The sequence below is a fragment of the Stenotrophomonas sp. YJH_SMC_40 genome, assembly GCF_059368615.1.
This window is the reverse complement of the sequence record NZ_JCAFRX010000005.1, coordinates 106679-128381: the sequence shown is the minus strand read 5'-3', so window position 1 is coordinate 128381 and position 21703 is coordinate 106679. Positions and strand designations below refer to the sequence as shown.

At 66.2% G+C, this 21703-nt stretch carries 27 protein-coding genes; 18 read left to right on the top strand and 9 right to left on the bottom strand.

Annotated elements, in window-relative coordinates; genetic code table 11:
• Positions 1–35: 35 nt before the first annotated feature.
• Together AC5P6X_RS11190 and ptsP are read right to left on the bottom strand one after the other, a co-directional pair.
• The gene (locus AC5P6X_RS11190; protein ID WP_108269849.1) at positions 36–992 is read right to left on the bottom strand and encodes a 1-phosphofructokinase family hexose kinase; all 957 of its coding nucleotides are present in this window, start codon (positions 990–992) and stop codon (positions 36–38) included.
• Positions 989–3499, bottom strand: a complete 2511-nt coding sequence (gene ptsP / locus AC5P6X_RS11185) for a phosphoenolpyruvate--protein phosphotransferase (RefSeq protein WP_171039745.1) — start codon at positions 3497–3499, stop codon at positions 989–991. The genes AC5P6X_RS11190 and ptsP overlap by 4 nt, the downstream gene beginning before the upstream one ends.
• Positions 3500–3653: 154 nt before the next feature.
• Between ptsP and AC5P6X_RS11180 the strand changes: the two genes are divergently transcribed.
• The 3 genes from AC5P6X_RS11180 (at position 3654) to AC5P6X_RS11170 (ending at position 5590) form a co-directional block, all read left to right on the top strand.
• A complete protein-coding gene (locus AC5P6X_RS11180) occupies positions 3654–4637 on the top strand; it encodes a LacI family DNA-binding transcriptional regulator (protein WP_005413481.1) in 984 nt (327 codons plus the stop codon).
• 150 nt (positions 4638–4787) lie between these two features.
• Positions 4788–5234: a Rap1a/Tai family immunity protein gene (locus AC5P6X_RS11175; RefSeq protein ID WP_080353112.1), complete on the top strand. Its 447-nt coding sequence runs from the start codon at positions 4788–4790 to the stop codon at positions 5232–5234.
• A 122-nt stretch (positions 5235–5356) separates the two neighbouring features.
• Positions 5357–5590, top strand: coding sequence for a metallothionein (locus tag AC5P6X_RS11170; RefSeq protein WP_080353111.1), 234 nt, complete (start codon positions 5357–5359; stop codon positions 5588–5590).
• Here the strand turns inward: AC5P6X_RS11170 and AC5P6X_RS11165 are convergent.
• The 3 genes from AC5P6X_RS11165 to AC5P6X_RS11155 all read right to left on the bottom strand — a co-directional run bounded on the left by AC5P6X_RS11165 (position 5573) and on the right by AC5P6X_RS11155 (position 7097).
• On the bottom strand, positions 5573–6166 hold the full coding sequence (locus AC5P6X_RS11165) for a cysteine hydrolase family protein (protein WP_049450701.1): 594 nt from the start codon (positions 6164–6166) through the stop codon (positions 5573–5575). The genes AC5P6X_RS11170 and AC5P6X_RS11165 overlap by 18 nt on opposite strands.
• A gap of 3 nt (positions 6167–6169) precedes the next feature.
• The gene (locus AC5P6X_RS11160; RefSeq protein WP_005413480.1) at positions 6170–6808 is read right to left on the bottom strand and encodes a DUF6766 family protein; all 639 of its coding nucleotides are present in this window, start codon (positions 6806–6808) and stop codon (positions 6170–6172) included.
• A gap of 100 nt (positions 6809–6908) precedes the next feature.
• Positions 6909–7097 (bottom strand): hypothetical protein, encoded by a 189-nt coding sequence (locus AC5P6X_RS11155; protein ID WP_005409707.1) that lies wholly within the window; start codon positions 7095–7097, stop codon positions 6909–6911.
• A gap of 148 nt (positions 7098–7245) precedes the next feature.
• On the opposite strand from AC5P6X_RS11155, the gene AC5P6X_RS11150 reads away from it, so the two are divergent.
• The 7 genes from AC5P6X_RS11150 to AC5P6X_RS11120 all read left to right on the top strand — a co-directional run bounded on the left by AC5P6X_RS11150 (position 7246) and on the right by AC5P6X_RS11120 (position 12541).
• The gene (locus AC5P6X_RS11150) at positions 7246–8409 is read left to right on the top strand and encodes a zinc-dependent alcohol dehydrogenase (RefSeq protein WP_108269850.1); all 1164 of its coding nucleotides are present in this window, start codon (positions 7246–7248) and stop codon (positions 8407–8409) included.
• 10 nt (positions 8410–8419) lie between these two features.
• Positions 8420–8926, top strand: a complete 507-nt coding sequence (locus AC5P6X_RS11145) for a hypothetical protein (RefSeq protein ID WP_049450699.1) — start codon at positions 8420–8422, stop codon at positions 8924–8926.
• A gap of 105 nt (positions 8927–9031) precedes the next feature.
• On the top strand, positions 9032–9973 hold the full coding sequence (locus AC5P6X_RS11140) for an acyl-CoA dehydrogenase (RefSeq protein WP_495215448.1): 942 nt from the start codon (positions 9032–9034) through the stop codon (positions 9971–9973).
• Positions 9961–10719, top strand: coding sequence for a PIG-L deacetylase family protein (locus AC5P6X_RS11135; protein ID WP_049450696.1), 759 nt, complete (start codon positions 9961–9963; stop codon positions 10717–10719). Before AC5P6X_RS11140 ends, AC5P6X_RS11135 begins: the two co-directional genes overlap by 13 nt.
• Complete coding sequence (locus AC5P6X_RS11130) at positions 10716–11303, top strand: class I SAM-dependent DNA methyltransferase (RefSeq protein WP_262091353.1); 588 nt, start codon at positions 10716–10718, stop codon at positions 11301–11303. Before AC5P6X_RS11135 ends, AC5P6X_RS11130 begins: the two co-directional genes overlap by 4 nt.
• Positions 11300–11986 carry a glycosyltransferase family 2 protein gene (locus AC5P6X_RS11125; RefSeq protein ID WP_049450692.1) on the top strand — a complete coding sequence of 229 codons (687 nt, stop codon included), beginning with the start codon at positions 11300–11302 and terminating at the stop codon, positions 11984–11986. Before AC5P6X_RS11130 ends, AC5P6X_RS11125 begins: the two co-directional genes overlap by 4 nt.
• A gap of 156 nt (positions 11987–12142) precedes the next feature.
• Positions 12143–12541: a BLUF domain-containing protein gene (locus tag AC5P6X_RS11120; RefSeq protein ID WP_032965872.1), complete on the top strand. Its 399-nt coding sequence runs from the start codon at positions 12143–12145 to the stop codon at positions 12539–12541.
• Positions 12542–12555: 14 nt separating this feature from the next.
• Here the strand turns inward: AC5P6X_RS11120 and AC5P6X_RS11115 are convergent, their stop codons facing one another.
• On the bottom strand, positions 12556–12948 hold the full coding sequence (locus AC5P6X_RS11115; protein ID WP_049450691.1) for a response regulator: 393 nt from the start codon (positions 12946–12948) through the stop codon (positions 12556–12558).
• 206 nt (positions 12949–13154) lie between these two features.
• On the opposite strand from AC5P6X_RS11115, the gene AC5P6X_RS11110 reads away from it, so the two are divergent.
• The 3 genes from AC5P6X_RS11110 to AC5P6X_RS11100 all read left to right on the top strand — a co-directional run bounded on the left by AC5P6X_RS11110 (position 13155) and on the right by AC5P6X_RS11100 (position 15126).
• Positions 13155–13499 (top strand): hypothetical protein, encoded by a 345-nt coding sequence (locus AC5P6X_RS11110; RefSeq protein ID WP_225792064.1) that lies wholly within the window; start codon positions 13155–13157, stop codon positions 13497–13499.
• A 159-nt stretch (positions 13500–13658) separates the two neighbouring features.
• Positions 13659–14180 carry a ferritin-like domain-containing protein gene (locus AC5P6X_RS11105; protein WP_005409697.1) on the top strand — a complete coding sequence of 174 codons (522 nt, stop codon included), beginning with the start codon at positions 13659–13661 and terminating at the stop codon, positions 14178–14180.
• Positions 14181–14217: 37 nt separating this feature from the next.
• The gene (locus AC5P6X_RS11100; protein WP_049450689.1) at positions 14218–15126 is read left to right on the top strand and encodes a manganese catalase family protein; all 909 of its coding nucleotides are present in this window, start codon (positions 14218–14220) and stop codon (positions 15124–15126) included.
• A gap of 121 nt (positions 15127–15247) precedes the next feature.
• On the opposite strand, the gene AC5P6X_RS11095 is transcribed toward AC5P6X_RS11100, so the two are convergent.
• Positions 15248–15565 carry a KGG domain-containing protein gene (locus AC5P6X_RS11095; protein ID WP_049450688.1) on the bottom strand — a complete coding sequence of 106 codons (318 nt, stop codon included), beginning with the start codon at positions 15563–15565 and terminating at the stop codon, positions 15248–15250.
• A gap of 301 nt (positions 15566–15866) precedes the next feature.
• Between AC5P6X_RS11095 and AC5P6X_RS11090 the strand changes: the two genes are divergently transcribed.
• The 3 genes from AC5P6X_RS11090 to AC5P6X_RS11080 are packed head-to-tail and all read left to right on the top strand — an operon-like array spanning position 15867 to position 17825.
• A complete protein-coding gene (locus AC5P6X_RS11090) occupies positions 15867–16334 on the top strand; it encodes a BLUF domain-containing protein (protein WP_049450686.1) in 468 nt (155 codons plus the stop codon).
• A complete protein-coding gene (locus AC5P6X_RS11085) occupies positions 16331–17098 on the top strand; it encodes a DUF72 domain-containing protein (RefSeq protein ID WP_049450685.1) in 768 nt (255 codons plus the stop codon). Before AC5P6X_RS11090 ends, AC5P6X_RS11085 begins: the two co-directional genes overlap by 4 nt.
• Positions 17091–17825 (top strand): DNA-formamidopyrimidine glycosylase family protein, encoded by a 735-nt coding sequence (locus tag AC5P6X_RS11080; protein ID WP_012480284.1) that lies wholly within the window; start codon positions 17091–17093, stop codon positions 17823–17825. Before AC5P6X_RS11085 ends, AC5P6X_RS11080 begins: the two co-directional genes overlap by 8 nt.
• Before the next feature lie 38 nt (positions 17826–17863).
• Here AC5P6X_RS11080 and AC5P6X_RS11075 read toward each other — a convergent pair whose 3' ends face one another.
• A complete protein-coding gene (locus AC5P6X_RS11075) occupies positions 17864–18361 on the bottom strand; it encodes a YciE/YciF ferroxidase family protein (protein WP_005409691.1) in 498 nt (165 codons plus the stop codon).
• A gap of 251 nt (positions 18362–18612) precedes the next feature.
• On the opposite strand from AC5P6X_RS11075, the gene AC5P6X_RS11070 reads away from it, so the two are divergent.
• Together AC5P6X_RS11070 and ligD are read left to right on the top strand one after the other, a co-directional pair.
• Positions 18613–18789: a DUF3606 domain-containing protein gene (locus AC5P6X_RS11070; RefSeq protein ID WP_005409690.1), complete on the top strand. Its 177-nt coding sequence runs from the start codon at positions 18613–18615 to the stop codon at positions 18787–18789.
• Between the two features lie 12 nt (positions 18790–18801).
• Positions 18802–21351: a DNA ligase D gene (ligD, locus tag AC5P6X_RS11065; RefSeq protein ID WP_049450683.1), complete on the top strand. Its 2550-nt coding sequence runs from the start codon at positions 18802–18804 to the stop codon at positions 21349–21351.
• Between the two features lie 7 nt (positions 21352–21358).
• Here ligD and AC5P6X_RS11060 read toward each other — a convergent pair whose 3' ends face one another.
• A complete protein-coding gene (locus AC5P6X_RS11060; RefSeq protein ID WP_234411793.1) occupies positions 21359–21619 on the bottom strand; it encodes a hypothetical protein in 261 nt (86 codons plus the stop codon).
• Positions 21620–21703 lie beyond the last annotated feature (84 nt).

The following is a 21703-nucleotide window of genomic DNA, read 5'->3' as shown; positions in this document are numbered from 1 at the left end:
GGCCCGAAGCCGCCGCCGTGCTCCCGGCAGGGGGGTCAATCCAACCGCTCGATCAGTACATCGCCGGTCCACCCGCGTACCTGCGCCGGGTCCAGCCGTCGTGCGTCACCGCTTTGCAGCCGGCTCATCGAGAACGCGGTCGCCAGCCGCGCGCAGCCGTCCAGATCGATGGACGGCTCCAGCAGGGCGGCAGCGATGCCGGCCACCATCGCGTCGCCCGCACCGACCGTGCTGCCCTGGGCCAGTCGCGGCGGTCGTGCGACCAGCGCGCCGCTGCGATCAATGAACAGCGCGCCGTCGGTGCCCATCGAGATCGCTACGAGCGCAACGCCACGTTCGACCAAGGCCTGGCCAGCGACGCGCAGGGCGCTGCGGTCCGGCAGCGGGGTGCCGGTCCAGGCCTCCAGCTCCTGGCGGTTGGGCTTGACCGCGTAGGGCAGCGCACCGGCGGTGTCACTCAATGCAGCCACGAGTGCGTCGCCGCTGGTGTCCAGCAGCACGCGCGCACCGGCGGCGGCGGCCTGCGCCTGCAGTCGCGCCCATGCATCGGACGGCAGTCCAGACGGCAGGCTGCCGGACAGCACCACCGGAAGGCCCGGCAGCAGCAAGGCGCCAAGCCTGCGCGACACTGCGTCCAGAGCGGTATCGTCGAGGGCCAGGCCGGGCAGGTTGATGTCGGTGGTTTCGCCGTTGTCCTCGTCAACCAGCTTGATGTTGGTGCGGGTGCTGCCGGGGATACGCAGGCAACCATCCACGATGCCGCGCGTGGAGAAGAGCGCGCCGAACACACCGTCGTTGCCGCCACCGAGCACGCCCAGCGCGGCGGTCGGCACGCCCCAGTCGGCCAGGCAGGCGGCCACGTTGATGCCCTTGCCACCCGCATCGTCGCGGCTGCTGCGGGCGCGGTGCACATGGCCCGGCCGCAGGCTGGTCAGCCGCACGGTCTGGTCGATCGCCGGGTTCAAGGTAACGGTGACGGCGCGGGCGTTCATGCGCGGGCTCCGTCGAGGGCGCGCACCTGCTCGGCGGTTTCGCAGTCCAGCGCCGTCGCAGCCAGCGTTTGCAGATCGGCCAGCGCGCTGCCGCGCAGGCGTGCCTTCACGGACGGGATGTCGTTCGGGGTCATCGACAGTTCGTCCACGCCCAGCCCTGCCAGCAGCATCGCGCCGAACGGATCGCCGGCCAGGCCGCCGCAGACACCCACCCAGCGCCCCTGCGTGCGTGCGCCGTCCACCGTGGTGCGGATCGCGCGCAGCACGGCCGGATGCAGGCTGTCGGCCTCTGCGGCCAGCTCCGGGTTCTGGCGATCGATCGCCAGCACGTACTGGGTCAGGTCGTTGGTGCCGATCGAGAAGAAGTCGGCGTGGCGCGCCAGCACATCGCTCTGGGCGGCCGCGGCCGGTACTTCGATCATGATGCCGATCGGCACGTCGGGGGCCTCGAGTTCGGCGCGCAGGCGCTCGCAGATGGCACGCAGAGCGACCAGTTCAGGCACCGAGGTGATCATCGGGAACATGATGGACAGGCGTGCACCGTCCTTGGCTGCGCGGTACAGCGCACGCAGCTGCGGTTCAAGCAGATCCGGGCGGCGCAGCAGCAGGCGCGCGCCGCGCACGCCGAGGAACGGGTTCTCCTCGTGCGGCAGCTCCAGGTGGGCGACCTGCTTGTCGCCACCGATATCGAGCGCGCGCACGATCAACGGACGGCCTTCCAGCGCTTTGGCCATCGCCATGTAGGTTGCGTACTGCTCCTCCTCGCTGGGCGTGCTGCCGCGTTCGAGGAACAGGAATTCGGTGCGCATCAGGCCGACACCTTCCGCGCCCTGTTCCAGCGCCAATGGCACCTGCTCAGGCAGGTTCACGTTGGCGCCGATGTCGATGCGATGGCCATCGGTGGTCTGCGCCGGCTGCGCGCGTTGTGCGGCTTCGCGCGCGCGAATCTGCTGCTGCTCGGCGATCCAGGCGCGTGCCGAAGCAAGATCGGCCTCGGAAGGGGACAGGTAGAGCCGCCCGCTGCTGCCGTCGATGATCGCTTCGCGGCCGGCCTGGATCGCCAGCAGTTTGGCGCCACCGGCAACCAGCGCCGGCAGGCCGAGCGTGCGCGAGAGGATCGCAGTGTGCGACGTGGGGCCGCCCTGTGCGGTGGCGAGGCCGAGCACGCGGGTGGTGTCAAGGTTGGCGGTATCCGAGGGCGACAGGTCGGCGGCAAGCAGGATGCACGGTTGCGCCGGTAGATCTGCCAGACCGCCACCGGCCGCAGAGGGGTCAAGCTGCGCCAGTACGCGCCGACCCACATCGCGCAGGTCGGCAGCGCGCCCGGCCAGCACCGGATTGCCCAGCGCCGCCAGCCCGGAGGCGATCTGCTCGATGGCCTGGTGCCAGGACCACGCGACGCCATGACCTTCAACCATCAGCTGGCAGGTGCGGGTAATCAGGTCGGTGTCGTCAAGCAGCGCAGCCTGTGCCCTGAAGATCGCCGCATCCGAGGCGCCAAGGCGGCGCTGGGTGTCGTCCTGCAGCGCGGCGAGCTGCTGGCGGGTACGGCTGAGTGCATCCTGCAGGCGCGCGCCGCCCTCGCCAAGCGGGGCAGGGCGATCGGCAACATCGGCCTGCGCGCTGGCCAGTACATGCACCGGACCGATGGCCAGCCCGGGGCTGGCGCCGATGCCGACGATCGCTGCCTGCGCTTCGGGCGGATTCCAGCCCGCGACCGGCGCCGTCTTTCGCTGCGCTGCACGCTCCGCATCGGCCTTTTCCTGCGCGACCAGCCCGTCCATGGTCTTGCGTAGTGCAGCCAGCAGTGCGGGGGCATCGGCGCCTTCGGCAGAAACACGTACGGCATCGCCCTCGCGAAGCCCGAGCTGCAGCAGCGCCACCAGACTCTTGGCATCGGCCGCCTGATCGCCCGCGCGCACCTGGGCCCGGGCCATGAAACCCCGCGCCGTCTCGGCCCAGCGCGTGGCCGGGCGCGCGTGCAGTCCGCTGGGGTAAGCAATGGTCCAGTCGAAACGCTCGGCCAGGTCCGTCACCGGTACGTGGGCGACGCTGACAGTCGCATCACTGGCCAGCGCATTGACGATTTCACTTGCATCGGGAGTAGTGAACAACCGCTGCAGCGCGGCCTCGTCCTGGATCAGGCGGGTCAGCCTGCGCAGCAGGGTGATGTGGGTATCGGACTGGGCGGCAATGCCAACCACCAGGCGGGTGACCTGGCCGGGGTTCCATTCCACGCCTTCCGGCAACTGCAGCACCGCAATGCCGTCGCGGCGCACCAGGTGGCGGTCCTCGCCGAGCCCGTGCGGGATCGCCACGCCATGGCCGAGGAAGGTGTTCGCCAGCGCTTCGCGGCGTCCCATGCTGGCCTCGTAGCCCGGCGCCACGCAGCCGGCAGCGACCAGCATCTGGGCCACCTGGGCGATGGCATTGGTCTTGTCCTGTGCCCGCGCATCCAGGCGGATCAGTTCCCGGCTGACGGGGGAAGGGGAGGTCAGGGGCGACAAAGCGGGCTCCGGGGGGATGGCTGAGGCATATTGGGAACGTTCCCATTGCACATTTCAATGTGCACTGCACAAAAAGCCAATAGTCCTTTGGCGTTAGCATTGTCCTGAACAGCCATCCGGCCATGAACAGCCCACGTTTCCGGGAACGTTACCAATGAGCATCAGCATCAACGACGTCGCACGCGTGGCGGGGGTGTCCAAATCCACGGTGTCACGGGTGCTCGGGGGCGGTCCGGTCAGCGAGGACGTGCGCGGCAGGGTCGAGCTGGCGATCCGCCAGACCGGCTATCGACCCAACCTGCAGGCAAGACGGCTGCGCTCCCGGCACACCGGCATCATCGGCTTGATCGTGGCGGATATCCGCAACCCGTTCTTCACGGCGCTGATCCGCGCGGTGGAAGAGGTGGCCTATCGCGAAGGTCTTCGGGTCACCCTCTGCAACACCGACGAGGACCCCGAGCGGGAGGCGCTGTATCTGCAATTGATGCACGAAGAGCGCATCAGCGGCCTGATCTTCGCGCCGACCCGGACCACGGTGGGCCGGCTCGAGCGGCTCACGCTGGACTATCCGACGGTGCTGGTGGACCGTGCCGCGCCCGGCGGTCCGATCGACAGCGTGGTACTCGACAATCCGGCAGCGATGGCAGGCCTGGTCGAGCATCTGGTGGAGCGCGGCTATCGGCGTATCGGCGGACTGTTCGGCAGCACCAGTACCACCGCGGCCGAGCGACGTGACGGTTATCTCGCGGCGATGCGCACGCATGGGTTGCAGCCGGACTACCGTGAGGTTGAACCCACGGCCGAAGCCGCCATCGCGACGGTCGATCAGTGGCTCGCCACGCCATCCCGCCCCGAAGCACTGGTCACCAGCAACAGCCTGCTGTTGATGGGAGCATTGAAAGCCGCCCGCGGCGCCGGGCTGGCGATTCCAGAGGCGTTGGCACTGGCCGGCTTCGACAACGAACGCTGGACCGAGCTGGTCGAGCCGGGCATCACCGTGATCGAGCAACCGGTTGAGGAGATGGGGCGGGCCGCGATGTCGCTGCTGCTTGAGCGCCTGCGCACGCCGGAGCTGCCGGTACGCCGACTCGTAATGACGGGCCGGTGCGTGGTCAGAGGGTCGACGGCAGCGCGATAGCTCGGCGCCCGATCGTGGCGAAGCCTGGGAATGCCGCCCGGGTGTTGGCGGGCCAACCGCTGTCTGTTAAAAGCCATCTGTCCACAACCAGCTTGATCGACTTTGACCCACGCTGTGTGCATCCCACAGGAACGCGCCAAGGACCCCGACATGAATGGACATCACGAACCCGAGGCGCGCCGCCTCACGCGTCGGCTCCTCGCACTTGGCCTCTGCGCCCTGGCAGGATCCGCCCTCGCCGGAACAACGCAACCGGCACGCACCTGGCTTGTCAGTGGAGCCGAACTCATCACCCTGCTGCAGGGCAAAGGCGCTGATGGCTTCTGCGACGGCGAGCAGTGCCGGAACCTGTCCAGCGCTCGCGCCAGCGCCTACATCCAGGGCGTTGCCGATGCCAGCCACGGCCAGTGGTGTGGCCAAGGCAGGATTCTTCCGCATGAGCTGGTCGACCGTGTGTCTTCCCATCTCCGGCAGTTGCCCCGCGAGCGATTGCAGCAGGGCGCGTCTTCACTGGTTGCCGAAGCGCTGCGGACCGCATTTCCCTGTGGTGGCGGCGCGTCACGGGGTGGCAGTGCCGAGCCCGGCAAAGACGAATAGGACAGGCCGCGCCCAACGCGTGAGGACGCGAACGTCCTACACCCTCGCGACACGGTGCATTCACGGCCACCGACACCCGCGCTGTCCACACTGCATGTTCCTTCCACAGCACGAGGTGCCCCATGGCCACCTGTGATGTCTGCGGCAACAACTACGACAAGAGCTTCACCCTCCAGCAGGGCGGACGCAGCGGCACGTTCGATTCGTTCGAATGCGCGATCCACTCATTCGCACCGCGCTGCGCACACTGCGATTGCGCTGTTATCGGGCATGGTGTTGAAGGGAACGGCCAGATCTTCTGCTGCGCACACTGCGCTGGTCATTCAGGTGTACAGGGTTTAGCCGACCGGGCCTGAGTCGCCGTCAGCGCCATCCCGCTCCTGCCCAGAGACAAGCGAAGAAACCCGCGCGACCCGCGCTGCGCCCGAACCAGCAAGCAGCGCCAGTGCCCGCCGCTTCTGCGCTGGCATTCCCGCCACGGCCTCCGACGCCAACACCACGTGGAATTCCCTGGCGTTGGCGTCCAACGCTGTAGCCAGGACACACGAATCGGCCGTCATGCCACACAGCCAAAGGCGGCGCACTCCCAGTTTGGCCAGCAGAATCGGCAAAGGGCTGGCCAGAAAGGCCGAGTGCTTGGGCTTGAGCACGAAGTAGTGACCTGGCAGAGGCGAGAGAAGGCCGGCGATTCGCCCCGCCGGGCCACCGTCGCGCCGGCACTGTTCCACCTGCTGGCGGAAATCGCGCTTCCATTCCGAGAAATTGTCGTTGGCGTAGATGACCGGCCAACCGCGTTCGTCGAAGTGATCCCTCAGGCGCCGGATCTGCCGGGCCGCCCGCTCTGCCGCCGGCGCCAGCTTTTGAGCGCCAGGGAAGTCGAATCGGCTGAACATGTCGATGATCAGCAGGGCCGTCGATGGATCATCTCGCATGGCTCAATCACCTGTCTGCGCGTGTGGGGCTTCAACCGGCTTGGATTGCGGCGAGTCTTTCTGGCGCAGGAAAATCGTCAGCACCACCAGGGATAGTACGGCCAGGAATTCGCTCTGCCAGTTCTGCATGGATTCGAACCAGAATGTGCTGCTGGCGAGGTGCTCTACAAAGCCTGGCGGCGGCAATCCCTTCAACTGCTGTTCGGCTTCCTCGGCGCGCCAGCTTCCCACTGCATGCAGCGTAAAGCTGAACAGGAACAACAGCCCGAACGCGATCGCAAGCGAATGACCGTAGAGCGTCTTCCATGGACCACCGCGCCTTACCGGCCACGGCGTGGGCCCCGGCTCGACGCGATTCTGTTCCTGCGCAGGGTCCAGCGGCCGCGATTCGGCCGAGCCGCGCTGGCGCAGGCTGACCGTCAGGAGCACATACATCCCCATCTGCAGGAACTCGCTCTCCCAGTTCTCGAACGTGGCGCTGACGAAGTGCCCCGTCGCGAGGTAGTGCCAGAGATCGATCGGCGCGCGTCCGTGCTCGACCAGTTCCTGGTTGTGCACGTGATGCCCGGCAACCGCCTGCCCAACGATGAACACAAGCGTGAGCACAAGCAGCACCAGCGAGAGACCGTTGCGTTTCCACATGCAACACCTCGTTCAGTCTGTTCCAGAGGCCGTGCGCGAAGCTTGCGCGGGTAGCAGGCCATGACCCGTGAATCCGGCGCATCCAGAATGTGAGGCGGACTCAACGCTTTCCTGTCGGGTCAGGATCAGGACGTTCGTAGTCTTCCGGTACGGCCTTGGGGCCATCGCCGTCGTCGGGCATGTCGTGCTCCTTCCACTTGGCTCGATCGTTGCGCCGCTTGTCCGGCGTGTGCGCCTTCGACTGATCGTCCACATCTGTCGTCGGATTGAAGGGCAGCTTGTCGTTCATGGGCAGCTCCTGCGTCGAAAGACCGAAGACTGCGCCGGGCCGGGTTAACACCATGACCCCGTAGAATGAACGCCGTGCACACCGGGATGTCACCGAAGCGGGATGGCGGCCTTGCGATGCTGGCGTCCCGAGCTCCTGGAGAAGCACGATGCAGGCATTGACCTATCACGGCCGCAAGGATGTGCGAGTCGAGACCGTACCGGACCCGGTACTGGCGGCCGAGGATGATCTGATCCTGAGGGTAACCGCCACCGCCATCTGTGGATCGGACCTGCACCTGTATCGCGGCAAGATTCCGGATCTGCACGATGGCGATGTGCTCGGCCACGAGTTCATGGGCGTGGTGGAAGAGGTCGGCAGCGGCGTGACCCAGGTGCAGCCGGGCAATCGTGTGGTGATCCCTTTCGTGATCGCCTGTGGAGAGTGCTTCCATTGCCGCCTGGCCGAGTATGCCGCTTGCGAAACCACCAATACCGGCAAGGGCGCCGCACTGAATCAGAAGGGCATGCTGCCTCCGGCCGCATTGTTCGGCTACAGCCATCTGTATGGCGGCGTGGCCGGGGGCCAGGCCGAATTCGTGCGTGTACCGAAGGCGAATGTAGGCCCGCTGCGCATTCCGGAGGGCATTGCGGATGAGCAGGTGCTGTTCCTGTCCGACATTCTCCCCACCGGCTACCAGGCTGCGCTGAACGCAGGGGTGAAGGCGGGCTCGACAGTGGCCATCTTCGGTGCGGGCCCGGTGGGACTGATGAGCGCGGCCTGCTGCCGCCTGCTGGGCGCAGAGACCATCTTCATGGTCGACCATCTTCGTTACCGTCTGGATTACGCGCGCCGTACCTACGGTGTGACGCCCATCGACTTCAAGGAGATCGAAGACCCGGCGGACTACATCCTTGCCCAGACCAGTGGGCGGGGCGTGGACGCCTGCATCGAGGCGGTAGGCTTCGAGGCCGAGGGCAGCGCGCTGGAGTCAGCATTGACTGCCGTGAAGCTGGAGGGCAGCAGCGGCGTGGCGATCAGGCAGTGCATCGCGGCAGTACGCCGCGGCGGCGTGGTCAGCATCCCGGGTGTCTACGCTGGCTTCATCCATGGTTTTCTGCTGGGTGATGCGTTCGACAAGGAGCTGACGTTCAAGATGGGGCAGACCCACGTGCAGGGACTGATGCCGGAACTGCTCGACGCAATCATGGAAGGAAAGCTGCACCCGGGTGACATCATCTCGCACCGGATGCGCCTGGCCGATGCAGCTCAAGGCTATGCAATGTTTGATGCCAAGGACGATGACTGCCGCAAGATCGTATTGACACCCTGAGCGTGCCGCCATGAGCGCGATTGTCATCGCCTGTGTCTACGCCCTGTGGCTGGCTGCCGGATCGCTGGATTTCCATTTTCACCGGCGCACCGATCTTCCGCACACTTCCGCGATGCGCGAAAGCCTGCTGCATGGGGTGCAGCTGCTGCTGATCGGCAGCGGCGTGCTTGCCTGGCTCCTGCTGGAGAACACGTTGTTGCTGGTCGCGCTTCTGGCAGGCCTGGTCATCGCACACGCGGTCGCCGGCTATCTCGATACCGTCAGCGCGGACGGCCGTCGACGCATCAGCCCGGCGGAACAACATGTGCACAGCGTGCTGGATGCCGCGCCGTGGGTCCTGCTGGCCTGGGTGGGCTGGCAGGCCCACCCGCGGTGGTCGCTCGAAGTGAAGCCTGCAGCACCGGACGTCTGGTGGCTCACCCTGCTGCCGGCGCTGGGCCTGGTGGTGCTGCCATGGCTCTGGGAACTGCGGCAGTGCGTGCGTGCAAGAGAGCAACGCCCGCAGACGGGTCCGTGAGGATCACGGTGCCGGGCATTCATGTGCCCGCCACGCCATCAAGACAGGCATGTGACCGCCCGCCGCCTACGTTCATGGCGTATCTCCATTGCAGGTCTGCCACCCATGCAGGATGTGACGTCATCCTCTTCGCTGTTCAATCGCGCACGCCAGGTGCTGGTGCAGCAACCGGCATTGCCTTTGCCCGGTGGCGGCCAGACGCTGCAGCGTTGGCAGGCGCTGGCAGCCTGGGGGGCAGAGGATCTTTGCCTGGCCAAGGTACTGGAGGCCCACTATGACGCCCAGGCGATTGCTGCCGAGTTGAGGGCGCCCATCCCTGCTGAAGACACGTTGCTGGCGGTGTGGGCTGCAGAGGGTCCGGCCAACACCGTTCGCATCGATGCCGGCGGTGGGTTGTACGGTGACAAACCTTGGTGTTCCGGCAGCGCATGGGTGGATGCGGCACTGGTAACGGTTCGCAACCCGCAGGGCGTGTGGCTATGCCAGGCAGCGGCAGAACACTGGCACACACTTGCGGGCGAGCCGTGGCCTGCCGTGGGCATGGCCGCAATCCCTTCCACCACGGTGCGCTTTGACGGCGCACCGATGGTGATCCTGGGGACGCGCGATGACTACCTGCAGCGCCCGGGCTTCTGGCACGGCGGGGCAGGCATCGCGGCGGTCTGGTTTGGTGCAGCGGCCGCTTTGGCCGAGCGCATGCGACCGGCCTGCACCGAGGGAAATCGCGCGCGGCTGCTGGGTGAAGTGGACCTCGCCCTGGGCCCGGCAGCCGCGCTGCTTCGCGAACTGGCGGCGCACATCGACGCCGCGCCCGAACTGGCCCATCGCGAAGATGTAGTGCGCGTGCGCTGTGTCGTCGAGCGCGCGTCAACGCGTGTGCTGGATCTGGCGGGTCGGGCGCTGGGCCCGGGCCCGATGTGCCTGGAGGACGCCCATGCCCGGCGCTGCGCGGACCTGACCGTGTTCCTTCGCCAGAGCCACGCCGACCGCGATTGGGAGTGGCTGGGCGAGCAGCGTGCAGCACAGGAGGCAACATGGGCGCTGTAGCCAGGACACCCCTGCAAGGGGAAGGAACCCAGGAGCAGGCCTGGCTGCACTGCGATTGGCTCTGGCAGCAACCGACCACATCGGCAACCGCACTCTGCAGCGGGCATGACCGCATGGTGGTGGTCGCGCCGCATCCGGACGACGAAATCCTCGGCTGTGGCGGGCTGCTGCATCACGCTGTGGGGCAGGGTATCGACGTCAGTGTCATTGCCGTGACCGACGGCGAAGCATGCTATCCGGGCGAGCCGTGGTGGACGCCCGAACGCCTGCGATCAGCGCGCCGAGCGGAGCTTGCCGCGGCATTGGGCGAACTCGGCATTCCGGTCGGCTCCATCTTCCACCTGGGTATCGTCGACGGCGCGGTCAGCGCGCATGAGCAGGGGCTGGAAGGTTGGCTGCAGCAGTATCTGCAACCGCGCGACCTGGTCTTGGCGCCATGGCGGTTTGATGGTCACCCCGATCACGAAGCGGCAGGACGCGCTGCCTGCCGCGCCGCGCGGGCGGTTGGTTGCCACCGGCTGGAGTACCCAGTGTGGGGCTGGCACTGGCTTGACCCTGCCTGCGCACATATGGCGTGGGAGGTTCCGAAGCTGGTCGACATTTCAGCCGTGGCGTCCGCAAAGCGAAACGCGATCGCGCATTTCCGTACGCAGACCGGCGACGTGGTGGGCCTGAACAGCCCGCCGGTGCTGCCCGCACATGTACTCGCCCGATTCTTCCGAAACTACGAGGTATTCCTTGCATGAGCGCGCAACCGTACTTCGATGACCTGCATGAGCAGGACGACCCGTTCGGCTACCGCAGCCGGTGGTATGAAGAGCGCAAGCGTGCGCTGCTGCTGGCGAGCCTCAGCCAGCGCCAGTTCGCTCGCGGCTGGGAACTGGGGTGTTCCAACGGCGTACTGACCGAGGCGCTGGCCGCACGTTGCGAACGCCTGCTGGCAACCGACATCAGCCCACGTGCGGCGTTCCAGGCGCGCCGCAACCTGGCCCATCTGCCGCACGTGCAGGTTCATTGCGCCAGCCATCCCGAGCAATGGCCGCCAGGACGCTTCGACCTGATCGTCTGCGGCGAAATGGGCTACTACCTGGGGGCAGGCGCACTGCGCGAGCTGCGCGGTGGCATTGATGACGCACTTCGCGATGACGGCCTGCTAGTCGCCTGCCATTGGTTGCCCTCGTTCCACGGACGCGCGAGCCGGACCGAGGTGGTGCATCGATGCCTGGGGGAAGGCCTGCAGGAGGCCTTCCACTACCGCGATGCGGACTTCGTGCTTCAGGGATGGACACGGGGCCCCTTGTCATTGGCCCGGAACGAGGGCCTGCGGTGATAGGCGTCCTGATACCCGCCCACAACGAGGCGGACAGTATCGCGCGGTGCCTGCAATCCATCCGGGTGGCGGCCCTTCACCCGGGCCTCGGCGGCGAAGCAGTGGAGGTGATGGTCGCGCTGGATGCGTGTACGGATGCAACGGGCACCATCTGCCGCCAACACCAGGTCGGCAGCGTACAGCTGGATGCACGCTGCGTCGGTGTCGCCCGGGCCGCAGCCGCTGCTGAACTGCTGGGGCGGGGCGCCAGGTGGCTGGCAAGCACGGACGCTGACAGCGAGGTGCCTCCCGAGTGGCTGGCCGCACAGGTTCAGGGCAGTTGTGACGCTTTCTGCGGACTGGTGGACATAGCGACGACCTGTCAGGGTGAACGGCGCCTGCGCAGGGCATTCCAGGCAAGACAGCAGTGGGGCGACCATCATGGGCGCATCCACGGTGCCAACCTCGGCGTCTCTGCCTGTTCCTATCGGGCCGTTGGCGGCTTTGCTCCCCTGCACTGCAGTGAAGACGTGGCGCTTGTCAGAGCGCTGCAACGCTGCGGTGCGGTGGTGCGATGGGCCGGCGCTCCCGTGGTGATGACAAGTGCGCGTCTGCAGGGGCGCGCTACAGGCGGATTCTCCGCTTATCTGGCGGCGCTGGGTGGCGAGCGCTCTGGCGCGGAAGCGTCGGCCCTGGTCACCTGAGGGTCAGCCACACCGTCACGCAAGCGCCCGTGTTATCGGAGCGTGCGGTTGAGGAGAGCGTTGGGACAGCGCAGGCCACGAAGGCCCTCATCCCTGCCTACCTCCGCGAAGCGATGATGGACGAGCAGGAAATCTCCTGCGTCAGAAGGAACGAATGTGCCCCTCCGTGCAGTCGCCTACGCAAGTGAGGCGACATCGGGGCTTTCCATGGACCATGTGGATGACCTCGCCAGGGCCGCCGCCCGCTTCAACTTCGAAGCCGGCGTTACGGGTGTGCTTCTTTACGACGGGCTCCGTTTCCTCCAGTACATCGAGGGACCGGAAGACAGCATCAACGTGGTGTACAGCCGCATCCTCAGTGCCCGCAGCCATTGCGAGCTGATCGAGCTGGGCCGGGGCAGGGTTTCCGGCCGATTCTTTCCCTACTGGTCAATGCGGCTGCTGTGGGTCGATGCCTCCGAGATCCGCAGCGTGGCGCGCAGCAACTGGGATGGGCTCTCCCGTGGCGGCGCGCTGCGCCAGCTGAGCCTGGTGGTGGCCCCGCACCTGGGGTGACCACCCCATGGCAATCAATGCGCCGGCGGTTGCACGCAGACATCCCCCATGACGCGCCGAACCGTCTCCTGCAACTCGCCGACGTGGAACGGTTTGGCCACGAAAGCGGCGCGACGGTGACGCTGCGGCACCAACTGGTCATAGACCGCAGATACGAACAGGAACGGAATGCCGAGTTCCGTCAGGCGATCAGCCACCGGGAAGACCACGCCGTCGCGAAGCTCGACATCGAGCACGGCGCCGTCGAATCTCTTGTTGTCCAGCAGCCCCAGCGCATCGAACACGCTGTAGGCATGTGTCACCTGGTCGCCTGCGTCCTCCAGCGCCTGTTCCATCAGCGCAGCCAGGTCGAGCTGGTCTTCCACCAGCAGCAGGTTGCATCTGCGCTGGCTCATTCCGGATTGCATACGTGCACGCCTGTGTTGTCTTGGGAACTGCAGTCTGTGCTGTGCTGCATCAACGCCATGCGTGTGCATTGTCAGCCCGGCGCGAAGCCCCCGAGCGCGCCGCCAACCGGGTGGAGGAGGTGTGGAAGGTGCCCTGGATTTCGTTGACGGCGTCTTGGCACGCGCTGTGGATACTGCCGCCGTCCCCCCCCATCGGAGATTCTGTCATGCCGCTGTCCGGAACCGATTCTGTCGCTCCAGGCGTACTGCGTGTCGAGTGCATGCCACTCGACTGCGGCGGTGCCGCCATCGTCGTGGAGCTGGACCGGGCGCCTGAACGGGCCTGGATGAAGTCGCTGAAGCGAGCACTGCTGGCCGACGACGCCATGGAAGGCGCACAGGCCAAGTTCGATGGGCGCTTCGTCTATGTCGTGGGCGTGGATGGTGGCGGGCATCGTGCTCAACATCGGGTAATGCAGGCCGTGATGGCAGCGGGCGGCGCGTGCGCCTCGAACGCCAGGCGCGAGCGACCTGCAGTCGGCGTGGGCGTATCCAGCGCACTGGCGACCTGAGAGCACCTCCTGGGTGAAACACAGGGCTGCGGATGTTATCGCCGCATCACCACTGCGTGCAGCGCCCACCTTCGGCGGCTCACACCGGCCGACAGGGCGGTGATTGCCGGCGCTCCACCATGGTCTCCGGAGGCATGTCGCCCCGCACCGGAGATCGAAATGGCAGACCAGAACAACGCCCGAAGCGAGCGCCTGTTGAAGTGGCTGCAGGACGCCTACGCCATGGAGCAGGAGGCGGAGACCATGATGAAGGCCATGGCTTCGCGGATCCAGAACTATCCCCACCTCGCTGCACGGATCGCCCAGCACGTCCAGGAGACGCAGGGGCAGGCCGCCTCGCTGCGCCAGTGCATTGAAGCGCTTGGAGGAAGCGTGCCGACCGCCAAGGGACTGTTCGCCAGCATGACTGCGGCTCTCCATGCGGCCGGCACAAGCCTGATGGAAGATGAGGTGGTCAAGAGCGTAGGGCTCTCGTTCGGCTTCGAAAACACCGAGATCGCCACCTACCGGGCGCTGGTGATTGCTGCCGAGCGCGCCGCAGCGCCGGACATCGCCGCGGTCTGTGGCCAGATCCTGCAGGAAGAGATCGCCATGGCGCGCTGGCTGGAAGACCACCAGGACGGCCTGGTCGGTGCGTTCCTCAATCGCGACGAAACGCCGGGCGCGCAAGCCAAGCGCTGAGCCCGAAGCCAGCACAGCCAGCCATTGGAGAAACCCCATGTTCTTTCATCACAAGAAGCTGATGTACACCGTGCGCGTGCGCGAATCCAACCCGCAGCTCGCCAGCCTCATGCTTGAACAGTTCGGCGGCCCGCAGGGCGAGCTTGCTGCCGCCATGCGTTACTTCACCCAGGGACTTGGCGAATGCGATCCAGGCCGCAAGGACCTGCTGATGGATATCGCCACCGAAGAGATCAGCCATCTGGAGATCATCGGCACCATCATCGCCATGCTCAACCGCGGGCCGAAGGCCATTCAGTCCGAAGGGCTTGCCGAGGCCGAGGATATGCGGCTGCTGGGGCAGAACAGCACCAGCCATACCGAGCAGATCCTGTACGGTGGCGGGCCGGCACTGGTCAATTCCAGCGGGATGCCGTGGACAGCAGCCTACATCGACTCGATCGGGCAACCTACCGCCGATCTGCGCTCGAACATCGCTGCGGAAGCGCGCGCCAAGCTGGTGTATGAGCGCCTGATCAACGTCACCGACGACCCCGGCATCAAGGATGCGCTGCGTTTCCTGATGACGCGCGAGATCGCGCACATGAAGTCATTCGAGAAGGCGCTGCACAGCATCCAGCCCAACTTCCCGCCGGGCAAGCTGCCGGGGGACCCTGCGTTCACCGATCTGTACATGGACATGTCGCAGGGCGACGGCGCCGACGACCTGCAGGGCAGCTGGAACAGCGGCGAGCTATGGGAGCGGGTCAGCGACCGCGAGGCACAGACCGCTGTGGATGGTGGCGACGGCGGCGGCACGGTGGACCTGGACGCGCGCGAACAAGCGGCGGTGCAGGCCATGGCCCTGCGTACACTCTCCGACCCGGAAGCGCGGCCGACCACCGGGGCCGAGCTGGGGGCCGGCCCGGGCGCGGGAGCACTGGACCTGCCACCACGCGAGCCGTGAAAGAGCTGGGGCGCCCATCTGCGGCGCCCCAGTGGCGAAGCCCTTGATCAGCGTCGAGGCGTACGAAAGTGGGCGGACATCACGTCCGCCCACGAAGCGGTGCATCTGGCTTCAGCCGCGATCAGCGCTGCTGGCCACCGCGGTTGTTGCCGCCGCCGCGTGCCTGCTGTTGCTGCCCGCCGCCCTGGTTACCGCCCTGGTTTCCACCCCCGCGGCTGTTCTGGCCGCCTTCGCGGCCGATGTCCGCCATGTGCTGGCGATCCTGGCTCACCGCTTCGCCGCCCTTGCGGCCGGCTTCGCGTGCTTCTTCCGAGCTGAATTCATGGGCGTTGCCTGATTCGTGCGCGGCACGTCCACCCTTGGCGGCGATCTCGCGTTGCTTGTCCTCGTCCATCGAAGCGAAACCGCGGTTGCTGTTGCCCTGGTTCTGGTTGGCCATGGAAAGTCTCCCTGGGTTGAGCCGCCCGACTGGCGGCAGGGACCATCTTCCAGATCCAGCGCTAGACGGCGGTGGCATGACCGCCAACGTGGCGTCATCCGGAAGCCCACGATTCCTCATCCGGTCTCCACGAAACGTCGTGCACGCGCGTGTGCGCCGCAGGCGCGCCCGCCGCGCTTGATCACGTGTCAAAGCAATGCGGCGGGCCCGCGCCTCAACTCGACGCAGCCTCTACGCCGGCCTCACTGCACATACGACGCGCGTCGCTAAGGTAGAGCTGTCTGCAACAACCGGTGGTGCCATGCCTTTTCGTGCGATTGCCTATGTGAGTGAAGCGTCCCCGAGCCTGACCGAAGAGCGGCTGCAACGGCTTGTGGCCGAAGCGGTGCAGTTCAACGAATCCGTCGATGTCACCGGCACGTTGCTGTTCGACGGCTCGCGCTTCCTGCAGTATCTGGAGGGCCCGGAGGCCGGGATCAATGCGGCGTACACGCGCATTCTCGCGGCCGGCAGCCACAGTGGGATCGTCGAACTGAACCGGGGCAGGGTGGGGCGGCGGCAGTTTCCGCACTGGCGGATGCGCAGCGTGCGGGTGGATGAGCTCGCGCTGGGAAAGATCGCCATCTCTGACTGGACCGGCTTCGTGCGCAGCGCCTCGGCGCTCGACTCCGGAAACAGCGCACTGGATCGTCTGCTGTCGGTCTCGCAGTTGCAGACGGATGCAGGTGCGGGAGAGACCCTGGAACCGTACGGGCAGCTGGTACGATGACGGTGGCGGCCGCCCCGCGTGCAACCGCCCCACTGCGTGTCGGCTGTGCGGGCTGGTCGCTGCCGCGCGCGGATCAGGAAGCGTTCGGCGCGGGCGACACCGCGCTGCAGCGCTACGCCACACGCCTGCCGATGGTGGAGATCAACTCATCCTTCTATCGACCGCACCAGGCCAGGACATATGCGCGATGGGCGGCGAGCGTGCCGGAGGGCTTCCGGTTCGCGGTGAAACTGCCGCGAGAGATCAGCCATGAGCGTCGGCTGCGCGACGCAATGCAACCGCTCGAGCGGTTTCTTGAAGGCGTGCTGGAGCTGGGTGAAAAGCTCGGGCCGTTACTGCTGCAGTTGCCGCCGAGCCTGGTGTACGACACGGCCACGGCCATAGCATTCCTGCGGGGCCTGCGCGCGCGTACCCAGGCCGATGTGGCGTGCGAGCCGCGCCACCCCAGTTGGTTCACGCCGGAAGTGGATGCGCTTCTGAGCGCGCATGGCGTGGCACGGGTTGCCGCGGATCCGGCATGTGTGCCGGCGGCAGCGACGCCCGGCGGTGACCGCGCGTGGAGCTACTGGCGCTGGCACGGCCAGCCACAGATCTATCGCAGTGCCTACGGCGAACCTACCCTTGCCCACCTTGCGCGGCAACTGCAGGCCGAGGCCGAGGCGAAACGACCCGCCTGGTTCGTACTGGACAACACCGCACTGGGTCACGCCACCGGCAACGCCCTGCGCCTGCAGGCGCTGCTGCAGGAGAAGGAACATGCCTGAAGGCCCTTCGATCGTCCTGCTGCGCGAAGCAGCGAGCCACTTCAAGGGGCACGTGGTCCGCGCCGTCTCCGGGAACAGCCGGGTCGACCTGTCGCCGCTGCAGGGCCGAAGGGTCAAGGCGGTCCGCAGTTGGGGCAAGCACTTCCTGCTGGAATTCAGCCGCCACACACTGCGCATCCATCTGATGATGTTCGGCAGCTGGCGCATCGACGAACGGAAGCCAACCCCGCCGCGTGTATCCCTGCGGTTCGACAATGGCGAGCTGAACTTCTATGCGTGTTCAGTGCGGCTGATCGACGAGCCGTTGGACGAAGTCTACGATTGGCGCGCGGACGTGATGAACGATGCCTGGGATCCGAAGCTGGCCCGGCGCAAGCTGAAGGCAATGCCGGACGTCATGGTCTGTGATGCGCTTCTGGACCAGACGGTCTTTGCCGGCGTGGGCAACATCATCAAGAACGAGGTGCTGTTCCGTATAGGCGTGCACCCCGCCACGCGGCTGGGCGACCTGCCACCGCGCAGGCTCACCGCGCTGATCACGCAGGCCCGCGCCTACAGCTTTGATTTCCTGCAGTGGAAGCGCCGTTTCGAATTGAAAAAGCACTGGCAGGTACACACGCGCAGGATCTGCCCGGCATGCGGCGGCCCGATCAGCAAGCTTTACATGGGCACCACCCGGCGGCGCACGTTCTTCTGCCCGAACGACCAGGTGCTGTACGAACCCTGAGGCCGCCGTCCATGGCGGCCGGCTTCCGGGCGCGTCAATCAGGCGGCTTGTGCTGCCTTGGCATTGCCGCCACCCTTGGCCAGCAGGGTGAGCTTCTCGTCGGTGGCCTTCTCTTCCTCAAGCGTCTCCAGCAGCAGCGGCAGGGCGTCCTTGTAGCCCAGCTGCTTGGCCAGCGCGGCGATGGTGCCGTAGGACGCGATCTCGTAATGCTCGACCTTCTGTGCGCCACCGATCAGGGCGGCATCGCGCACAGGGCCCTTGTCGATGCTGTCGATCACTTCCTTGCCTTCCTCTACCAGACCTTCCATCGCCGCGCACTTGATGCGCTTCAGCCGGATGCCGAGAACCTCCACCACCTGGTCGATGCGCTCGATCTGGCCCTGGGTTTCTTCCAGGTGCGTTTCAAATGCTGTGGCCAGGTCAGGGTTCTCGGCCGCACGGGCCAGGCGCGGGAGGGCCTTGGTCAGCTGCTTTTCGGCGCTGTAGATATCCGAGAGTTCGTGGATGAACAGGTCTTCCGCTGTCTTGATAGCCATGCTGGGCTCCGCTGTGAGTGGAGCGCTCAGCGTAGGTCCCGCCCGGTTGCGATCAGGCGGGGGCCAGGTGAAGGCGGCATGTGAACGCCAACGCGAGCCCTGCGCGTTGTCTTCACGAGGTGGCGTCTGTCGCCCGCCTGCCGCAGTGCCGATAACGGCAGGCCTTCGCCATCGCTTCACGGTGGCATCGCCTGGTGCCCATGGGCCGGCCGGTACGGTCACTTCACGCCCGATCACGCGTGGAGACTCCCATGAGCGATGACAAGAAGAACACCGGCAGCCCGGACCGGGATCGCATCAACGTCAACGAAGACTATGAACTGCAGTACTGGACCACGACGCTGGGTGTGTCAGCCGAGGAACTTCGGGCCGCGGTCGCCGAGGTCGGGCCCACCGCCGCTGCTGTACGCAAGCACCTGGGAAAGTAGCGCGGAGCTGCCATGTCACTGGTCGAGTACCGCCGCAAGCGTCGTTTTGACCAGACCAGGGAGCCCGAACCGGGCAAGGCGCTGCCAAAAGGCCAACGCGCCATTTTCGTGGTGCAGTTGCATCATGCCAGCCGCAGGCACTACGACTTCCGTCTGCAGGTGGGTGACGCGCTGAAGAGCTGGGCCGTTCCCAAGGGCCCCAGCTACGACCCGAAGGTCAAGCGCATGGCGGTGGAGGTGGAGGATCATCCCGTCGACTACGCAGCATTTGAAGGCGAGATTCCCAAAGGCCAGTATGGCGGCGGACATGTCGCCCAGTTCGACCACGGTGTGTGGGCCACGCAGGGTGACCCGGAAGCCCAGCTCGCCAAGGGCCATCTACGCTTCGAGCTGTTCGGCGCCAAGCTCAAGGGTGGATGGCATCTGGTCCGTTCCGGCAAGCCTGCGCGCCAGCCACAGTGGCTGCTGTTCAAGGACGACGATGAATTTGCCAGCGATATCGAGGCAGACGATCTGCTGGCGGATGTCGCTGTAGCGCCCCCGGAGGACCTGAAGCGTGCCGGGGCAGGAAAGACCGCGAAGAAGAAACTCACGGTCGTACCGCCCACACGCACCCGACGAAAGAACTGGGCGAAGAAGGCCCTGGCGCTCAGCAAGGCGAAAAAGGCGGCAGCGCCGTCCGGACCGTTTGAGCCGCAGTTGGCCAAGCTGGGCGACGCGCCGCCCCAGGGCGGGCAGTGGGTGCATGAGATCAAATGGGATGGGTACCGCATCCTTGCTACGGTGGCTAAGGGCAACGTGCAGCTGTGGTCGCGGAACGCACTGGAATGGACCGGTAGGCTGCCTGAAATACGTGAAGCGATCGCGGCACTGGGGCTCACCTCGGCGGCACTGGACGGTGAGCTCATCGCCGGCGCCGGCACCAAGGAAGACTTCAACCTGCTGCAGGCCACGCTCTCCGGCGAGCGGCAGGGCGTCCTGACGTATGCATTGTTCGATCTGCTGCATCTTGATGGCGTGGACATCGCCGATGCGCCCTTGCTGGAACGCAAGGCCCTGCTGCACTCCGTGCTGGAGGGGCAGGGCAGGCCATTGGCGTTCAGTTCGCATGTGCAGGGGGATGGCGACGAGGCCTATCGCCTGGCCGGTGAGCAGCACTTCGAAGGCATCATTTCCAAGCGCGCCGATCGCAGCTACCACAGCGGCCGCAGTGAGGATTGGCGAAAGACCAAACAGCTGGTCAGCGACGAGTTCGCGGTGATCGGATACACCGCGCCGAAAGGCAGCCGCACCGGGTTCGGCTCGCTGCTGCTGGCGCGGCCAGACCCGAAACATGGCTGGCTCTACGTCGGCCGCGTCGGGTCCGGGTTCTCGGACGAACTGATCGGCGAAATCAGCAGGCGCATCGAAGGCGGCGGCGGCCGCAAGCCGACGGCGCACGTGCCCACCCAGGACACCGACCTTCGCGCCGCGACCTGGTTCGCACCGCGTTTCGTTGTGGAGGTCTTCTATCGCGGGATTGGCGGGCAGAAGCTGTTGCGCCAGGCATCGCTGAAGGCGGTACGGGCGGACAAGGACATCGCCGATCTCGAAGATTCCGATCGCTCCGGGCCGGCCATGCCCTCTGGTGGACAGCCCGCATCCAGGCGTCCTGCGCGCGATACGAAAAAGTCACCCGCTACCGGCCGCACACCGCCCGCGCTTTCGTCCCCCGGCAAGATCCTGTTTCCTGGCGATGGCTACACCAAGCAGGAGGTATGGGACTACTACGCAGCAGTGATGGAGCACCTCCTGCCCGAGGTGGTTGATCGCCCGCTGTCGATCATCCGATGCCCCAGTGGCACCGCAAAACCCTGCTTCTTCCAGAAACACCACACAGCCGGGCTGGAACTGGTCGATCCGGTAAGGCTGAAGGAGGAAAGCGGCATCAACGCTCATTACCTGGTGGTGCGTGACGCGGCCAGCCTGCTTGAACTGGTGCAGTTCAACGCGCTGGAGTTCCACCCCTGGGGCAGCCACGCCGAAGCGCCCGACAAGGCCGACCGGGTGGTGTTCGATCTGGATCCAGGACCGGACGTACCCTTTGCAGAGGTCAAGAAGGCGGCAACCGACATCCGCAAACTGCTGGCGCAGCTGGAGCTGGAATCGTTCCTGCGGGTATCCGGCGGCAAGGGCCTGCACGTGGTGGTGCCGCTCAACCCGGGATGCGACTGGGACCTGACCAAGCGCTTTGCGAAGGGCTTCGCCGATGCGCTGGCGCAATCCGAGCCGCAGCGATTCCTGGCAACGGCCACCAAAAGCCGCCGCAACAAGCGGATCTTCGTCGACTACCTGCGCAACGGGCGCGGTGCCACGGCAGTCGCGTCCTACTCGCTGCGGGCGCGGCCGGGCGCACCGGTCGCGTTGCCGATCGCCTGGGGCGATCTGGCGAAACTCAAGCGCGCAGACGCGTTCACGATCAAGGACGTGCCAGCAAAGCTCAAGCGGCGGCGCAAAGACCCCTGGGCCGGCATTGGGAAAGTGAAGCAGAATCTGGCGCGCTGGGCGCAGGCAGACCCGTAGCCCGCGCCTACACGTCGGATCCCTGCGCGCTGCCGGGCAGGACATGATCGCATTCGACCAGCCGCGCGTTGCTGACCGTCTGGCGCGAAGGACAAGCGCCGCACACCAGCGTCGTTCCACCGGGCACCGCCCCCAACGCGTCCCCCGACAACTGTGTAATCCCGCCGCAGGAGTTGCAGCGCACGCGAATGGACCTGACGCGCTCAATACCCTGCACGCCGGAAACAGCGTCCAGCTCCAGAACATGGAAAAGGCCGGTATTGGGCATGGGGCGCTCCCGAGTCATCTGGCCCAAGCGTAAACGATCCACGGCATGGGCGGTGTAGGCGTCCTGCATGCCGTTTGTCAGCTG

Excerpts from the sequence above, each read along its gene's own strand:
- AC5P6X_RS11145 (WP_049450699.1), top strand. The coding sequence starts at position 8,420 with ATGAGCGCGATTGTCATCGCCTGTGTCTACGCCCTGTGGCTGGCTGCC.
- AC5P6X_RS11105 (WP_005409697.1), top strand. The coding sequence starts at position 13,659 with ATGGCAGACCAGAACAACGCCCGAAGCGAGCGCCTGTTGAAGTGGCTG.
- AC5P6X_RS11150 (WP_108269850.1), top strand. The coding sequence starts at position 7,246 with ATGCAGGCATTGACCTATCACGGCCGCAAGGATGTGCGAGTCGAGACC.
- AC5P6X_RS11180 (WP_005413481.1), top strand. The coding sequence starts at position 3,654 with ATGAGCATCAGCATCAACGACGTCGCACGCGTGGCGGGGGTGTCCAAA.
- AC5P6X_RS11100 (WP_049450689.1), top strand. The coding sequence starts at position 14,218 with ATGTTCTTTCATCACAAGAAGCTGATGTACACCGTGCGCGTGCGCGAA.
- AC5P6X_RS11170 (WP_080353111.1), top strand. The coding sequence starts at position 5,357 with ATGGCCACCTGTGATGTCTGCGGCAACAACTACGACAAGAGCTTCACC.
- AC5P6X_RS11075 (WP_005409691.1), bottom strand. The coding sequence starts at position 18,361 with ATGGCTATCAAGACAGCGGAAGACCTGTTCATCCACGAACTCTCGGAT.
- AC5P6X_RS11085 (WP_049450685.1), top strand. The coding sequence starts at position 16,331 with ATGACGGTGGCGGCCGCCCCGCGTGCAACCGCCCCACTGCGTGTCGGC.
- AC5P6X_RS11165 (WP_049450701.1), bottom strand. The coding sequence starts at position 6,166 with ATGCGAGATGATCCATCGACGGCCCTGCTGATCATCGACATGTTCAGC.
- AC5P6X_RS11130 (WP_262091353.1), top strand. The coding sequence starts at position 10,716 with ATGAGCGCGCAACCGTACTTCGATGACCTGCATGAGCAGGACGACCCG.
- AC5P6X_RS11110 (WP_225792064.1), top strand. The coding sequence starts at position 13,155 with ATGCCGCTGTCCGGAACCGATTCTGTCGCTCCAGGCGTACTGCGTGTC.
- AC5P6X_RS11155 (WP_005409707.1), bottom strand. The coding sequence starts at position 7,097 with ATGAACGACAAGCTGCCCTTCAATCCGACGACAGATGTGGACGATCAG.
- AC5P6X_RS11070 (WP_005409690.1), top strand. The coding sequence starts at position 18,613 with ATGAGCGATGACAAGAAGAACACCGGCAGCCCGGACCGGGATCGCATC.
- AC5P6X_RS11160 (WP_005413480.1), bottom strand. The coding sequence starts at position 6,808 with ATGTGGAAACGCAACGGTCTCTCGCTGGTGCTGCTTGTGCTCACGCTT.
- AC5P6X_RS11115 (WP_049450691.1), bottom strand. The coding sequence starts at position 12,948 with ATGCAATCCGGAATGAGCCAGCGCAGATGCAACCTGCTGCTGGTGGAA.
- AC5P6X_RS11190 (WP_108269849.1), bottom strand. The coding sequence starts at position 992 with ATGAACGCCCGCGCCGTCACCGTTACCTTGAACCCGGCGATCGACCAG.
- AC5P6X_RS11060 (WP_234411793.1), bottom strand. The coding sequence starts at position 21,619 with ATGCCCAATACCGGCCTTTTCCATGTTCTGGAGCTGGACGCTGTTTCC.
- AC5P6X_RS11175 (WP_080353112.1), top strand. The coding sequence starts at position 4,788 with ATGAATGGACATCACGAACCCGAGGCGCGCCGCCTCACGCGTCGGCTC.
- AC5P6X_RS11080 (WP_012480284.1), top strand. The coding sequence starts at position 17,091 with ATGCCTGAAGGCCCTTCGATCGTCCTGCTGCGCGAAGCAGCGAGCCAC.
- AC5P6X_RS11135 (WP_049450696.1), top strand. The coding sequence starts at position 9,961 with ATGGGCGCTGTAGCCAGGACACCCCTGCAAGGGGAAGGAACCCAGGAG.
- AC5P6X_RS11140 (WP_495215448.1), top strand. The coding sequence starts at position 9,032 with ATGCAGGATGTGACGTCATCCTCTTCGCTGTTCAATCGCGCACGCCAG.
- AC5P6X_RS11095 (WP_049450688.1), bottom strand. The coding sequence starts at position 15,565 with ATGGCCAACCAGAACCAGGGCAACAGCAACCGCGGTTTCGCTTCGATG.
- AC5P6X_RS11090 (WP_049450686.1), top strand. The coding sequence starts at position 15,867 with ATGCCTTTTCGTGCGATTGCCTATGTGAGTGAAGCGTCCCCGAGCCTG.
- ligD (WP_049450683.1), top strand. The coding sequence starts at position 18,802 with ATGTCACTGGTCGAGTACCGCCGCAAGCGTCGTTTTGACCAGACCAGG.